Source organism: Chitinibacter sp. S2-10 (assembly GCF_046530675.1).
In the GTDB taxonomy this organism is placed as follows: domain Bacteria; phylum Pseudomonadota; class Gammaproteobacteria; order Burkholderiales; family Chitinibacteraceae; genus Chitinibacter.
Genome location: NZ_CP172558.1, coordinates 957,816 through 971,204, shown reverse-complemented (window position 1 = coordinate 971,204; position 13,389 = coordinate 957,816). Strand labels below are relative to the sequence as shown.

General features: G+C 52.1%; 14 protein-coding genes and 1 pseudogene. 9 read left to right on the top strand and 6 right to left on the bottom strand.

All coding sequences use genetic code 11. From position 1 onward, the window contains the following. The first annotated feature begins 66 nt into the window (after nucleotides 1-66). Nucleotides 67-1,131 (top strand): 3-deoxy-7-phosphoheptulonate synthase AroG, encoded by a 1,065-nt coding sequence (gene aroG / locus ACG2XO_RS04610; RefSeq protein ID WP_410499646.1) that lies wholly within the window; start codon nucleotides 67-69, stop codon nucleotides 1,129-1,131. A 140-nt stretch (nucleotides 1,132-1,271) separates the two neighbouring features. Here aroG and ACG2XO_RS04605 read toward each other — a convergent pair whose 3' ends face one another. The 4 genes and pseudogenes from ACG2XO_RS04605 to ACG2XO_RS04590 all read right to left on the bottom strand — a co-directional run bounded on the left by ACG2XO_RS04605 (nucleotide 1,272) and on the right by ACG2XO_RS04590 (nucleotide 3,427). Then, nucleotides 1,272-1,922 (bottom strand): chemotaxis protein CheD, encoded by a 651-nt coding sequence (locus tag ACG2XO_RS04605; RefSeq protein WP_410499645.1) that lies wholly within the window; start codon nucleotides 1,920-1,922, stop codon nucleotides 1,272-1,274. A 223-nt stretch (nucleotides 1,923-2,145) separates the two neighbouring features. Beyond that, a pseudogene (locus tag ACG2XO_RS04600) lies at nucleotides 2,146-2,463 on the bottom strand (GTP-binding protein); the annotation flags it as partial. Nucleotides 2,464-2,555: 92 nt separating this feature from the next. Continuing rightward, a complete protein-coding gene (locus tag ACG2XO_RS04595) occupies nucleotides 2,556-2,762 on the bottom strand; it encodes a GTP-binding protein (protein WP_410499644.1) in 207 nt (68 codons plus the stop codon). Between the two features lie 62 nt (nucleotides 2,763-2,824). Further along, complete coding sequence (locus ACG2XO_RS04590) at nucleotides 2,825-3,427, bottom strand: FMN-dependent NADH-azoreductase (protein WP_410499643.1); 603 nt, start codon at nucleotides 3,425-3,427, stop codon at nucleotides 2,825-2,827. 98 nt (nucleotides 3,428-3,525) lie between these two features. Between ACG2XO_RS04590 and ACG2XO_RS04585 the strand changes: the two genes are divergently transcribed. The 6 genes from ACG2XO_RS04585 (at nucleotide 3,526) to ACG2XO_RS04560 (ending at nucleotide 8,693) form a co-directional block, all read left to right on the top strand. Continuing rightward, on the top strand, nucleotides 3,526-4,422 hold the full coding sequence (locus ACG2XO_RS04585; RefSeq protein WP_410499642.1) for a LysR substrate-binding domain-containing protein: 897 nt from the start codon (nucleotides 3,526-3,528) through the stop codon (nucleotides 4,420-4,422). Between the two features lie 72 nt (nucleotides 4,423-4,494). Further along, nucleotides 4,495-5,418, top strand: coding sequence for a glycoside hydrolase family 16 protein (locus tag ACG2XO_RS04580; RefSeq protein WP_410499641.1), 924 nt, complete (start codon nucleotides 4,495-4,497; stop codon nucleotides 5,416-5,418). Between the two features lie 390 nt (nucleotides 5,419-5,808). After that, complete coding sequence (locus tag ACG2XO_RS04575) at nucleotides 5,809-6,534, top strand: substrate-binding periplasmic protein (protein ID WP_410499640.1); 726 nt, start codon at nucleotides 5,809-5,811, stop codon at nucleotides 6,532-6,534. Nucleotides 6,535-6,840: 306 nt separating this feature from the next. Further along, nucleotides 6,841-7,188 (top strand): hypothetical protein, encoded by a 348-nt coding sequence (locus ACG2XO_RS04570; RefSeq protein ID WP_410499639.1) that lies wholly within the window; start codon nucleotides 6,841-6,843, stop codon nucleotides 7,186-7,188. An 8-nt stretch (nucleotides 7,189-7,196) separates the two neighbouring features. Next, entirely contained in the window at nucleotides 7,197-7,772 is a 576-nt protein-coding gene (locus ACG2XO_RS04565) for a hypothetical protein (RefSeq protein ID WP_410499638.1), read from the top strand. Between the two features lie 3 nt (nucleotides 7,773-7,775). Continuing rightward, nucleotides 7,776-8,693 carry a Kiwa anti-phage protein KwaB-like domain-containing protein gene (locus ACG2XO_RS04560; protein ID WP_410499637.1) on the top strand — a complete coding sequence of 306 codons (918 nt, stop codon included), beginning with the start codon at nucleotides 7,776-7,778 and terminating at the stop codon, nucleotides 8,691-8,693. Nucleotides 8,694-9,120: 427 nt separating this feature from the next. Here ACG2XO_RS04560 and mgtE read toward each other — a convergent pair whose 3' ends face one another. Further along, nucleotides 9,121-10,557 (bottom strand): magnesium transporter, encoded by a 1,437-nt coding sequence (gene mgtE, locus ACG2XO_RS04555; protein WP_348943599.1) that lies wholly within the window; start codon nucleotides 10,555-10,557, stop codon nucleotides 9,121-9,123. Between the two features lie 183 nt (nucleotides 10,558-10,740). Further along, nucleotides 10,741-10,899, bottom strand: a complete 159-nt coding sequence (locus ACG2XO_RS04550) for a hypothetical protein (RefSeq protein WP_410499636.1) — start codon at nucleotides 10,897-10,899, stop codon at nucleotides 10,741-10,743. A 236-nt stretch (nucleotides 10,900-11,135) separates the two neighbouring features. Between ACG2XO_RS04550 and corA the strand changes: the two genes are divergently transcribed. Both corA and ACG2XO_RS04540 read left to right on the top strand, forming a co-directional pair. Beyond that, the gene (corA, locus tag ACG2XO_RS04545) at nucleotides 11,136-12,098 is read left to right on the top strand and encodes a magnesium/cobalt transporter CorA (protein WP_410499635.1); all 963 of its coding nucleotides are present in this window, start codon (nucleotides 11,136-11,138) and stop codon (nucleotides 12,096-12,098) included. A 154-nt stretch (nucleotides 12,099-12,252) separates the two neighbouring features. Then, a complete protein-coding gene (locus ACG2XO_RS04540; protein WP_410499634.1) occupies nucleotides 12,253-13,281 on the top strand; it encodes a tetratricopeptide repeat protein in 1,029 nt (342 codons plus the stop codon). Nucleotides 13,282-13,389 lie beyond the last annotated feature (108 nt).

The window sequence follows — 13,389 nt, the reverse complement described above, 5'->3', positions numbered from 1 at the left end:
ATGTCGTAATCCACTTTGTCAGCAGCCTGAGCAATCTCTGATTGCACTTAGCCAGCAGGGAAGATCATGCATTACCAGACCGACGACGTACGTATCCGCGAAATCAAAGAATTGCTGCCGCCGGTGGCCGTGATTGAAAAATATCCAGTGAATGAAACTGCGTCGACTTCGGTTTTTGAGACGCGTCAGGCGATTCATCGCATTCTGAACGATCAGGACGACCGTCTGCTGGTCATCATCGGCCCTTGCTCGATTCACGATACCAAATCGGCGCTGGAATACGGCGAGCGTTTGTTGCCATTGCGTGAAAAATACAAAGACCAGCTTGAAATTGTCATGCGCGTTTATTTTGAAAAACCGCGTACGACTGTCGGTTGGAAAGGTTTGATCAACGACCCATTCCTCAATGGCAGTTTCAATATCAACGAAGGCCTGCGCATCGCGCGCAAATTGCTCGTTGACCTGAACAACACCGGCATGCCGACGGCTGGCGAATTCCTCGATATGATCACGCCGCAATATGTGGCCGATCTGATGAGCTGGGGCGCGATTGGCGCGCGTACGACTGAATCACAAGTTCACCGCGAGCTGGCTTCCGGCCTGTCTTGCCCGGTGGGCTTTAAAAACGGCACCGACGGTAATTTGAAAATTGCTTTCGACGCGATCAAATCAGCCGGCCAGCCGCATCACTTCCTGTCGGTGACCAAATACGGTCACTCGGCGATTGTTGCGACTGGCGGCAATCCAGATTGCCACGTGATTCTGCGCGGCGGCAAAGAGCCGAACTACGACGAAACCCACGTTCGCGCCGCTTCTGCTGATCTGGCTGCTGCCGGTTTGCCGAAGAAAATCATGATCGACTTTAGCCACGCCAACAGCCGCAAAGACTATCGTCGCCAGATGGAAGTTTGCGCCGACACGTGTGCGCAGGTGTCCAGCGGCAACGACGCGATTTTCGGCGTGATGGTTGAAAGCCATCTGGTCGAAGGCCGTCAGGACGACGGCGCGGGCAAGGAGTTGTGCTACGGCCAGTCGATTACCGACGCGTGCATCGGCTGGGAAGCGACAGAGCAATTATTGGCCGATCTGGCCAACGCCGTTGCAACTCGCCGCGCGCTCGCCAAAGTCTGATCGCTGCGAACAAAAAACCCCTTCTTTTTGAAGGGGTTTTTTTATGTCCGGCGTGAAGTAATCTGGCTCTATTTTTCATGGGTATATCGTTGCGGTGCAATATTGGAGAGACGTGCAGCAATATACCCATGGCGATCGAATTAGAAAAAGTCGATCTTGGATTTTTTGTGTTCCTGCGCCACACGTTCGCCGTATTGCGCCTCGATTTTGGCCAGCTCGCGGATTTTGGCCAGTTGTGCAGAAATCCGGCGGCAGTGTACATCGCCATTGATTGGATCAAAAACGACCTGCCGCGCCCACTTGCCACCAAAATCGCTCGCAAGCAGCGGAATGTGGTCATCCTTTAGCCAGCGCTGGGTGAATTCGATATTGGCCTGACCAATACCTTTTTGATTCTCGAGCCCGAACATATCGCCGCCACCAAAGGCTTTGGCGACCAGCCGGTGTTTTTGCGCACCGGCTTTCATCATTGCATTGACCAACTGTTCCATCGACGCCATGCCGGAAAAATAGCCATCCTGATCATCCTTGTGATGAGATAAAGGCACCATGAAGTGATTCATCCCAATCAAATGGTGGTAGGGCTCGTACAGGCAGACGGCAATGCATGAACCCAGCGTCGTTGCCAGTGGGCGGTGATGATTCACGCCGAGTTCACCTGCATGCAGGACAAGCGCATGCCGTAACAGGTTTTTAGGCTCTGCTTCCTCGAATTCATCATGAACAACAGCAATGCCACGGTGATGTTGCTCGATGTGCACCCAGTGTGGTGCGGCAGTAGTGGCTGGCATAAGCGGAACCAAAGGCGGAATCTGTTTTCAATATCGCCTTGCAACGTCGATCTACCCAAGTTTGGTTAGCGTTGAAGTGATTGAAAAATATCGGAAAAGTGTCCCGTCGCGCAGAGCGAGACAGCGAATGGATTAAAACCATTGTCCATCGCTAGCTTACAGAAAGCAATGAAACATTAGCAATTACTTATTGATTATCCGAAAGCCGTCAGTTTTCAGGCGATCAACGGTTTGTCGGACGCGTTGAGTCTTTCCGCTGCATTTGAAATTCCACCCCCATGCGCAATCCGGCGACTGATTCGCTAATCGCCTCCGACTCATTGGCGGCGACACCCCACGGCGGGAATGGGTCAGGGTAACGGCTCCAATCTTTGCTCGCCAATTCGGCATCGGTCAGTAGGCAGACATTGAGTCGTGATTTGAGAAAATCTTCGTCCATCTCTGTGCCAATTAACACGATTTGCTGTTTACGGTCGCCAAAATCGTCATTCCACACTTCAGCAATTGCATCAAGGGCATCATCGTCTTGCGGCCAATGCTCTTTCGGTACGCTAGCCCACCAGTAGCCGCCAGCACCATGGCGACACGCCCCACCGGCTTGCGACTAGCTACCGGCAAAACTCGGACGGATACTCATTTCAACGAGGCGCTCTTCACTACGCGCAAATCTGCACGATTTTTCAATACGTAATTCATCAAAGTGGTTTTACCTGCGCCCAGAAAGCCGGATAAAACAGTGACAGGCGGGCATGCTACGGCTCCGCCCAAAAAGCCGTTAGCTTGAATATTTGCAATATGGTTGCGCAACTGTGTTGCAGATATGGAGTTAAAAGCGGCCAATTCAATGCTGGAATTAGCCGCTTTTAATCACATATACTAGATTTAAATTAATTTAAGCTCATTTAGGCTGCAATATCGCTCAATTTCGCACGGGCCGCTGCCAGCGCCGGATCACGCACCTCGGGGCCCATCGCCAGACCTTCGGCTGCAATCACGCGGATATCGGTAATTCCCAAAAATCCGAGTAGTACGCGCAAGTAATCAATATGCGCAATGCCCGTTGCCGTCCCCGCGTGTTGTCCGCCGGCTGTCGCGACGATCACTGCACGCTTGCCGCCTGCCAGGCCTTCCGGGCCATTGGCGCCGTATTTGAAAGTGACGCCTGCGACAGAAATCATATCGATCCATGCTTTGAGCTGGCTAGGAATCGAGAAGTTATACATCGGCGCGCCAATCACCAAGGTATCTGCAGCCAGAAACTCGGCCATTACCGCGTCGGCCAATGCCACCTGCTGCGCCTGAACCGCGTCGCGCGCTTCGGCGGGTGTGCCTTTGGCGGCGAGCAAAGCGCCATCGAGTTGCACCAGCGCATCGCTGCTCACATCGCGGTAAGTCACGGTTGCGCTGGCTTCGGCCAGACGAATGCTTTCGACGACTTCATGTGTCAGCTGACGTGATACCGAGTTTTCGCCCAGAATGCTTGAATCGATATGGAGGATGTTCATTTTGCGGCCTCTTTTTCATACAAAGTTTTGATGTACGAATCTTATATTCGGCGCAAAATAGTAAATAGATAGCAAAATCGGGAAGGATTGTTCTACTCATGAAGCCAATCAACGCTGACTTCAACGATTACGCCTATTTCGCCTGCGTGATCGAATACGGTGGATTTTCTGCTGCCGCGCGGCAGCTGGGCATTCCCAAATCACGCCTGTCGCGGCGAATTGCCACGCTGGAAGAGCGCCTTGGCGTACGTTTGCTCCAGCGCAGTACGCGCAAGCTGACGCTGACCGACGTCGGGCAGAAATTTCTCACCCACTGTCAGGCCTTGCAACGCGAAGCCGAGGCTGCCGAGTGCGTCGTCGCCAGTCAGCGTATCGAGCCATCGGGTCGCGTTCGTCTGAGCGTGCCACCGGCAATGCTCGACAAACTCAGCGCGATTTTGCACCGCTATATCGTTGAAAATCCGAAAGTCGTACTCGAAACCATCGCGACGACCCGCCGCGTCGACCTGCTTGAAGAGGGCATCGATATTGCGCTGCGTGTGCGTGCAACCGACGACGAAGACTTGCAATGGGCGACGCGCCGCCTGCGCCCGGCACGCGGAATTCTGGTTGCCAGCCCGCAGCTCGTCGAGCAACTCGGCATCACCACGCCCGGCGCACTGGCGATGGCACCGGCACTCGGCATGCTCGCAGCCGACCAGCGCATCCACTGGCGACTCGTCAATGATGCCGGAGAAAGTCGCGAATTTGTACTGCCACCGCGGCTTGCCAGCGAAAGCTTTGCGCTGCGCCGTCAGGCGGCGATCAGTGGGCTGGGCGTAACGATGCTACCCGAAGACGACGCCGCCGCCGATCTGGCGGCCGGCACGCTGGTCGAAGTATTGCCGGACTGGCATTTTCCCTACAGTCATGTGCAGGCGGTTTACGCCAGCCAGCGCGGTCTCTCGCCCGCAGTGCGCGCTTTGCTCGATGTGCTGGTTGATGAGCTTGGCTAAGGGGTATGTGCCCATAATTGAATAATGGCATGCCTTTCGTTGGAATACTGCGTAGGGTATCTGGAGGAGGTCATGATGAAATGCTGGAGCGCACTGGTTTTGTTGTTGTCGGCTTGCCATTCTCCGCAGGCGCAAATGGCAATGACGGCGGTGACAGCGAAAGTCGGCAGCGTGCTGTTTGACGATTTCAGTTACGCAGCAACGGGCGAAATCGCGGCGAATGGATGGATTGTTCGGCAGCAGCGCGGCTGGCCCGGCGTGGAAAACGCGGCCTGGGGCGATGCATCGTTTAGCCTGCACGACGACCCGAGCCAGGCTGGTAACCGCGTGCTGCGAATGAGCTCACAAACCGACGGTACGGCGGCTGGAACGCGGCAGTCACAATTGTGTCACGCTCGCAAATACCTCGCCGGCACTTACGCAGCACGAGTGCGCTTCACCGACGCGCCGGTCAGCGGTCCGAATGGCGATGTTGTCGTGCAGACTTTTTACATGATTAGCCCGCTGGTCAAAAACCTCGACCCCGACTATAGCGAGCTGGATCATGAATATCTGCCCAACGGCGGTTGGGGTTCGCAAGGGGCGACGCATTTCAATACCTCGTGGGAAAGCGTGCAGCTTGATCCGTGGCAGGCCTACAACCAGAGCGCGCAACGGCAGGGCGCGCTGGGGGGCTGGCATCTGCTGCTGATTCAGGTTGGCGACGGCAAAGTCGACTATTTTCTCGATCGGGAGCACCTGACCACGCACGGCGGCAAAGTCTACCCGCGCGTGCCGATGTCGCTGAATTTTAACCTCTGGTTTACTCGCGAAGGCATCCAGCCTAGCCATGCATTACGCGTCTGGGAGCAGGACATTGACTGGGTCTACCACGCGCAGGGGCGCATTCTGGGTCACGACGCCGTACTCGCCGAAGTCGCAGCGCTGAGAAAAACCAGAACGTACTTTCGTGATACGGTGCCGACGCTCGGTTTGTCTTCGCCTTGTAATATGTAGGCGCAGCAAAACCGGCTGATTGTTACATCAAAAACACCGTCGCCAAACCCAGAAAAATAAAGAACCCCAGGCTGTCGGTCAGCGCGGTGATCATTACAGTCCCAGCCCACGTAGCGAGCGATCCCTGGCGATGACGAGGGTGTGAGCATAAAGTGTTAGCGTATCCAAAGTAGGCCGATAGATTATGCCACGCAGCCTATCGGTCAGAATGCTTCCCGTCGGCAACGGCGGCCTACGCCTGGACGAGAAAAACAGCGAGGACAAATCGTAAGCTAAGTCACCGTGTCGCGCTCAAAAAAGATCGCGACACAGACTTGCCCCTTACCGTATTCGGGCGTAAAACGGTTTGAGATGGTGACAAAGGTCGGCAAGACCGATGCAGGCTAAGCTATGAAACGTCTATTTTTTGCAGCGTTATTGGGTTTGTCGATCAATACCAGCATCCAAGCGGCTGACACGCAGCTGTACTTAATGGAAGTGCCGCCGCTGACGATGAATCAGCCCGACCGTAAAGGCTTGGTTGGTGACGTCGTACTTGAAGCATTTCGACGCGCAGGCGTCAGCGTTCAGCTGCTCGTCGAGCCCAGCCCGCGCGCGATGGCCTCGGTGCAAGCGCAGGATAATGCGCTCATCATTCCACTAGCACGGCTCAACGATCGTGAAAATAAATACACATGGATTGCGCCGATTACCCGCGTTAACCGCGCTTTTTTTACTATGGGAAAGCGCATTAATAGTTTTGACGAAGCCAAAACCAGCTTGAAAACAATCGCAGTCTCGCGTGGCACAGCCGGCGTCAGTATTTTGCGCGAACAAGGCTTTGCGCCGGCACAGATTGTCGAGGTTAATCAAGGCGAAACCGCACCGCGCATGCTGCAAGCCGGTCGAGTCGACGCTTGGTACAACCTGATTGCCGAATCGCGCTTGCTGCTCAAAGGCCTTGGCACCGCCAATGCCAATATTGTATCCGGAGCCTTGCTGGGGCCGACCGAGCAATATTTGGCCTGCTCAAAACGTTGCGATCCAGAGCTAGTCGCCAAGCTGGCCGAAGCCATTAAAAGCATGCAAACCGACGGCAGCCTGCGCGCCATTTTGAGTCGCTATCCTGAGCATTGAGCGAGCGTGTCAATTGAAGGATTTGACTGCAGCTGCCCGCTTCTCCAGCCCAGCTATCTCGTCGATAAGCAAGCCACATTCATCTTTGCCGCTATCCCGTAGTGGCGGAAAAACTGACAATTCTGTCGGTTTAATTTAATAAAAAAAGAAAATGATGAAATTTTGCTGACAGCAGCAGATGCGGTTAGTACGATATCCAGAGCTGGATTACACCCCAAAATACAGCGCAGGGTATTGCCTTGTAGCTATTTATCAATATGCCCTACATGGCTATACCCCTAAGCAAAATTCTGCCCCGGATAAGAAATGAAGATTGCCTCTGTATTGATTGCAGTATTGATCGCTGCCACAGCGCAAGCAGGCGTGGTCGAGCAAACCGCCCGCGAAGCCGGACGTGGCCTAGCCAAAGGCGTGAACGAAGGCACGGCTCAGGCATTTGAAAAAATACTGGATGGCAACGACAAACGAATGAAACAAAACGCTGCGGACGCCAAGCGCAAGCAGCGTTTGGCAAATATTAGTGGCTGCGCGACCAATGCGAAGCGTACTTCGTGCAAGTGCTTTGATAAGCAGGGATCGATTGAGACGATTCTGGATGAGAAGCAATGTATGGAAGTGGTGAATCGCGGGTTGGCGGCGGTGAATGATTTTTAGGATTTAATATGAAATTTAGAATTTACTGGTCATTTGTAGTTTTCTTGGGTTCATATTTGCCATTATGTTTGATTTTAATAGTTCAAGATATTAAAGACGAATATTTCAGTTTAGGCATTTGGAAGCCCGGCCTTAAATTAGTTTTGCCAATAGTTGAACATTCAAACTTTTTGCTGGCAGCATTTTTTGTGTGCTTTGCCTCTTTTGCTTTGTTGTGTCAATTTATGAGAAAGCCAACGAATCAGATAAAAATTAAGGTGGTTTCTGTAAAGGCAATCCCAAATGACATTATTAACTATGTTTTTCCTTATGTGGTCTCCTTTATGGGGTTGGATTTAACAGATCCACGGAAAATATTAGGTTTTTTATTGTTTTTGTTCTGGATGTTCCTGATAACTCATAAATCGGGGCAAATACTAATGAATCCATTGTTGTTGGTTTTAGGATGGAGCTTATATGAGGCTGAGGTAATTACTTCAGGCAAAACAAGAACGGTCAGAATTTTATCAAGAATAAAATTGAGCGCAAATGAAGAGTTTGCTAGCGATAAAGTCCAAGATTTTTATTTGATTAATAATAGGTAGTGTATGCTTGAACTATTAAATGAACTAAAAAATGAAGTTTATGATGAAGCAACAGTCTCAATGTGGGTTGTGAAGCGAAGCGCAAAAGTAGGGAAGTCATATGTTGCTAATTCTGTTCGTTTGTCTCCAGACTTGGCGGACAGATTTTTGAATGTTGCAAGTGATGGGATGGATTTGATTATAGAAGAAGAGGATTACACCACACTTGCCCAAGTGAATGATAACTCTGTTTTATCAATATCAACAGTGGAGACTTCATTTCCCATTCTTATCGATGAAATAAATCAGCCTCCAGAAGAGCACTGGATTGAAAATAGCAAAGATTTGATGAGGTCTGTATGCTTTGTTATTAAAATTGAGTTTGTGAGTGGTAATGTTTTATTTTGTGTTAAAAAATCAGGAGTCGATTGGTCTGCCACTAAGCGCAGTAAATTCATTCCGACAATGTTTGCTAATGAAACACTTGTTGTTAACGAAGAGCCTATTTTCCATATTGGAAATAACTTTGATTTCTATGCATATAAAGAAGGGATTTTCATTAGAAGTAAAGAGAAGTTCGAGTCCGTTTTGCAGTTTAAGGCTTCATATGCTGATGATTTTGGTGAGATGACTTCCGAGCCAGAGTTTGTGAATGTCTTCTCTAACTTTGCAGAGTTGCAACAATATGTCGGCACAAATACTATACAATTAAGAAGAATGTCTGCAATTAGGCAAAAAGGATTTTATAAAGATAGAAATTTTATGGAGAGGCTTAAAGCGATTAATGAACGAGATGGCTGGGGTATTGAGTTTGACCAAAATGATAAGATAAATATAACTAAGGAAAAGGTTAGGGATATTATCCAAGTGTTACTGGATCATCGGTTATATTCCGAACTCTCGCTCGCGAAATATGACGTACCAAATGCTGTAAAGCTGTAGCCTTGCAGGGCGGGTCATGACCCGCGCTGATTGTTATTTGTGACTTCTCTGGCCAAATGGCGGGTCACGCCTTCGGCTAACCACGCCCTACGGTGTTTTTTTTGCCTGTCATTTGTGATTAGGCAGGAACTGGCGGCTGTGCGCCGCGGCACTCACTTTTCTTGCTTCGCCAAGAAAAGTAAGCAAAAGAAGGCGACCCGGGCTCAAAGCGCTCCGCGCTGCCCTTGCCGCGTCGTGAGCCAAACGATGAAACTGTTTGTCTCTCTCCTTGCTGCGGTTTTCGCTACACGGGAATTCAAGCCCCATACCAATCATCAAGACATATACCCGCCATGGTGTTGCTCCAAAGACTATTTCTTAATTGGTTTTGGTGGGTATACCCCTGTACTGATTAGAATGGATTGCCCGTGGCGACGTGCTAGCACGTTTACATCAAAAACACCGTCGCCAGCCCGAGGAAAATAAAGAACCCCAGGCTGTCGGTCAGCGCGGTGATCATTACTGACGAGCCATACGCCGGGTCGCGGCCGAATTTTTGCATCGTGAGCGGAACAAACAGGCCGACGAGTGCGGCGACCATCATATTGAGTAGCATTGCAGCGGTCATCACCAGCCCCAGATCCCACTTGCCGTACAGCGCCCACGCGATCAGGCCGAGTACGCCGCCCCAGACCACGCCGTTAATCAGCGCGATGCCCAGCTCTTTGAGCAGTAGCATGCGCGTGTTCGACGTGGTGATTTGCCCCAGTGCCAAGCCGCGAATAATCAGCGTGGTCGTTTGTGTGCCGGTATTGCCGCCGATGCCAGAGACAATCGGCATTAGCGCGGCGAGCGCGACCAGATGGGCGATGGTGTCTTCAAACACGCCGATGACTCGGCTGGCGATAAAGGCGGTGCAGATATTGATCGCTAGCCACGGCCAGCGGTTTTTGACGGCCTTGCCGACGCTGGAAAACAGGTCTTCGTCTTTCAAACCGGCCAGCGACAAGACTTCGGCTTCGGATTCCTCGCGGATGACGTCGACCATCTGATCAACCGTGATGCGGCCGATGACTTTGTGGTTGGAGTCGACAACGGGGGCAGAAACCAGGTCGTAGCGCTCGAAGGCTTGTGCCGCTTCACCTGCGTCGTCAAAGGGCTGGAAAATAACGACGTCGTCGGCCATTACATCCCCCACGTATTGCTCTGGATCGCTCACCAGTAGTTTGTTGAGCGGCAATACCCCCTTGATGATTTCTTCATCATCGACCACAAACAATTTATCCGTATGCGTCGGTAGCTCGTCAAAGCGACGCAAATAGCGCAACACCACTTCCAGCCGCACATCGGCGCGGATGGTGACCATCTCGAAATCCATCAGCGCACCGACCTGATCGTCGGTGTACGACATTGCCGATTGCACTTCGGCGCGGTCTTCTGCGTCCAGCGTGCCGAGAACTTCGCTTTGCACCGCTTGTGGCAGATCGGGCACCAGATCGGCCAGCTCGTCGGTATCGAGCTGCCCGGCGGCGGCGACCATTTCGTGCGGCGCCATATCGGCCAGCAGCGATTCGCGCACCGCGTCGGAGACTTCGAGCAGAATCTCGCCGTCGTCTTCAGCATCGACCAAGCCCCAGATCGTCAGGCGATCCGCCGGTGGCAAGGCTTCCAGAATGTGCGCAATATCGGCCGGGTGCAGCGCGGCCAGCTTCATTTGCAATTCGGTCAGGTTTTGCCGGTGAACCAGCTGCTCGACCAGATCGTGTTTCGGGCCTTCCTGCTTGTGCACCATATTCTCGACCAGCTTGTGGCGCTCGAGCAGGCGGATCACTTGTTGCAAGCTTTCTTGCAGGCTTTCTTGCGGTTTGCGGCTGATTACGGTCATCGGAACGGCTCGATAGGGCGATGTGCTCAGCTGCGAATTGTACGCGGGAGTTGTGACTCTGTTGATGTTTGGCTGCAGATCGTCAAGCAAACCTCAACAGAACCCGAGCCGGGCGAATGCCGCAATGCTTGCTCATTGGCAAGGTCGCACCATTGTGCGGCGATTTTGCCGGTCTGGCGTGATTTAATCGTTGGCCAGTTTGATCACGGCAAGCAACATCAAGGGAATTGCCGCGATTCCAGCCGCTTCTGCCAGTAATGGCGCATTGACTTGTGGAAAAATGCTTCTTGAGCAAATGAAGCTGATTGTCAGAGAGACAAAAGCCAGAGTGAGCAGACTCAAACCTCTGAACCGATTCGTGCGATTACCTTGCACGGAGTCTGATAGGTCGGTGTTGGAAGTCATAGGTGGGCTGGCCATTTTGACGCTCCCCGGTAACGGTTCGAATGCATTGATTATCCGCACGGCGGATTCTCTTTGCGATGTACTTTTACACCTTGGCCGCGAGTTTTCCCCATCTTGCGCCCGCTGCCGTATAATCCGCGCGCAGCTTTGCCAGTTTTTTCAGGGCCTTAATTATGCTCAATGCCTTTGTGCTCTCTGCCGGTCGTCTGATTCAGGTTCCTGCCCTGGTGCCGGAAGATTTGTTGCGTCCCGAAGTGTTGTGGGTCGATATGGTTGATCCGAGCGACGAAGAGCGTGAATTGGTGCAGCGGGTTTTTCATCTGGAGCTGCCCGAAGACGAAGAGCTGAAAGACCTGGAAGAGTCGGCGCGTTGTTATGTTGACGATAATGGCGTGCACATCAGCTCGTTTTTCCTCTCACATTCGGAAGACGAGCACACCAACGTGACCGTATCGTTTTTGCTTAACGAAGGCCGTTTGCTCACCATTCGCCAGGAAGAACTGGCGGTATTCCGGTTATTCAGATTGCGCGCACGCGTGCAGCCCGGTTTTGTTTCCAGCGCGCAGGAAATTTTACTGGCGATTTACGACGCGGCGGTTGAATACGACGCCGACGTGCTCGAAGAAATTTACGCCAAACTCGACGGCGTGAGCCGCCGTGTACTCGATCATAGTGCCGAAATGACCGACGAGCTGATGGGGCAGGCGCTGGCCGAGCTGGCCGGACACGAGGACATCAACGGTAAAGTGCGGCTCGATCTGATGGATACGCGCCGCGCGCTGTCATTCCTATTGCGTAGCCGCCAGCTCGCTGCCGCGCAGGAAAACGATTTGCGCGAGATTTTGCGCGATCTGGAATCGCTGAATAACCATAGCGCGTTTTTGTTCGACAAGATTAACTTCTTGATGGACGCGGTAATGGGTTTGATTAATCTGGCGCAGAATAAGATTATCAAAATCTTCTCGATTGCCAGCGTGGTTTTCCTGCCGCCGACGCTGGTGGCATCGATTTACGGGATGAATTTTGCCCACATGCCCGAGCTATCCGAAAACTGGGGTTATCCTGCTGCGCTGCTGCTGATGGTGTTATCCGGCATCTCGCCCTACTGGTTTTTCAAGCGCAAAGGCTGGTTGTAAATGGGCATATCGGATTACTTAAGCTGTTTCTCGCTTGGCTTCGCGCCCCGACAAGTTGGCGGGCTTGCGTAAAAACTAATCACACGTCAACAGAGCCTAGTGCAAAGGCTGCCGATCAACTAAGCTGGGCAAAAATATTTCGAGTTTTTAGTCAATGAATAGCAACGTAGCCCCCAATGCCGCAGAACGGATTGCGCATATCCAGCGCCTTCTATACGTTGCACCATCTGAAATGCTGCACGAAGGGGAAGCGTTGCTGGCTGACAGCATCGCCTGTCGGGATTTGCAAACGCAGGTACAGGCCAGCGTTTTTCTGGCGATTATCCGCAATCAACTGGGCGTGCGGCTCGACGATTGCCAATTGCTGCCTAATGCTTTGCAAATTTGCGAAGAAAACGACTTTAAACAATTGTCGACCCAGGTGCTGGAAATGCTGGGTCGTGATCGTTATAGCGGCGGTCTGTATGTCGAATCGCTGGCGTACTGGAAGCAGTGCATCGAGGTTTGCCGCCAATTGCGCCATTGTGGTCGAGCCCATGTATTGGCGCTGATCGGCTTGGGTCATGTGTGTAGTGCTTACAGTGAACATCTTCAGGCGGTTGAATTTCACCGTGCTGCCTTGCAATTATTGCAGTTGCATCCCGATGCGCTGATTCATGTCAAAGCGCTGCTCAGTCTGGGTTGGGATTTGTTTAATGCCGGTGAAATTGACGAAGCAATCCGGATTTTGCAGCAAACGACCGAGCTGAGTCGTGAGCATCAATTTGGTCATTATGTGTCCGAGTCACTGCTGCATCTGGGAACGATTTACCTCAAACAGCATGAGCTGGCACGCGCTGAAATGTATTTCGAAGAGTGCCTTGAATCGATGCAGGAAACGCCTTCGCACTGGGCTGAATGCAATCTGATGGGCATGCTGGCCGAAATCCGCTTTTTACAAGGCTCGCCACAAATGGCGCGCGAAATTGTCGAACGCGGCATCCATCTGGCGCAGCAGGACGGATTGCGCCATGTCGAAACCAAGCTCAATGCACAGGCGGCCAGTTACTGTGCGGCACTCAATGATGACAGTGGTGTGGCTTATTACGGTCGCCAGCTTGAGGCCTTGCACGAAGAAAATACCGCATCATGGAATATTCCGGCGATTGATTTGAGCAATATCCGGCAATATCTGCCTGGGTAGCAAGGGTATATTCATCACACTCAATTTATGTGTTGCCTGTAGTCATATACATGGCTGATGTATATTGTCTCCTTGCCCCGTCTTGAATTCGGCTCGCTTGCCGCCATA

What these genes read in the sequence shown, in the direction of transcription:
- aroG (WP_410499646.1), top strand. Translation starts at nt 67, where the DNA reads ATGCATTACCAGACCGACGACGTACGTATCCGCGAAATCAAAGAATTG.
- ACG2XO_RS04605 (WP_410499645.1), bottom strand. Translation starts at nt 1,922, where the DNA reads ATGCCAGCCACTACTGCCGCACCACACTGGGTGCACATCGAGCAACAT.
- ACG2XO_RS04590 (WP_410499643.1), bottom strand. Translation starts at nt 3,427, where the DNA reads ATGAACATCCTCCATATCGATTCAAGCATTCTGGGCGAAAACTCGGTA.
- ACG2XO_RS04585 (WP_410499642.1), top strand. Translation starts at nt 3,526, where the DNA reads ATGAAGCCAATCAACGCTGACTTCAACGATTACGCCTATTTCGCCTGC.
- ACG2XO_RS04580 (WP_410499641.1), top strand. Translation starts at nt 4,495, where the DNA reads ATGATGAAATGCTGGAGCGCACTGGTTTTGTTGTTGTCGGCTTGCCAT.
- ACG2XO_RS04575 (WP_410499640.1), top strand. Translation starts at nt 5,809, where the DNA reads ATGAAACGTCTATTTTTTGCAGCGTTATTGGGTTTGTCGATCAATACC.
- ACG2XO_RS04570 (WP_410499639.1), top strand. Translation starts at nt 6,841, where the DNA reads ATGAAGATTGCCTCTGTATTGATTGCAGTATTGATCGCTGCCACAGCG.
- ACG2XO_RS04565 (WP_410499638.1), top strand. Translation starts at nt 7,197, where the DNA reads ATGAAATTTAGAATTTACTGGTCATTTGTAGTTTTCTTGGGTTCATAT.
- ACG2XO_RS04560 (WP_410499637.1), top strand. Translation starts at nt 7,776, where the DNA reads ATGCTTGAACTATTAAATGAACTAAAAAATGAAGTTTATGATGAAGCA.
- mgtE (WP_348943599.1), bottom strand. Translation starts at nt 10,557, where the DNA reads ATGACCGTAATCAGCCGCAAACCGCAAGAAAGCCTGCAAGAAAGCTTG.
- corA (WP_410499635.1), top strand. Translation starts at nt 11,136, where the DNA reads ATGCTCAATGCCTTTGTGCTCTCTGCCGGTCGTCTGATTCAGGTTCCT.
- ACG2XO_RS04540 (WP_410499634.1), top strand. Translation starts at nt 12,253, where the DNA reads ATGAATAGCAACGTAGCCCCCAATGCCGCAGAACGGATTGCGCATATC.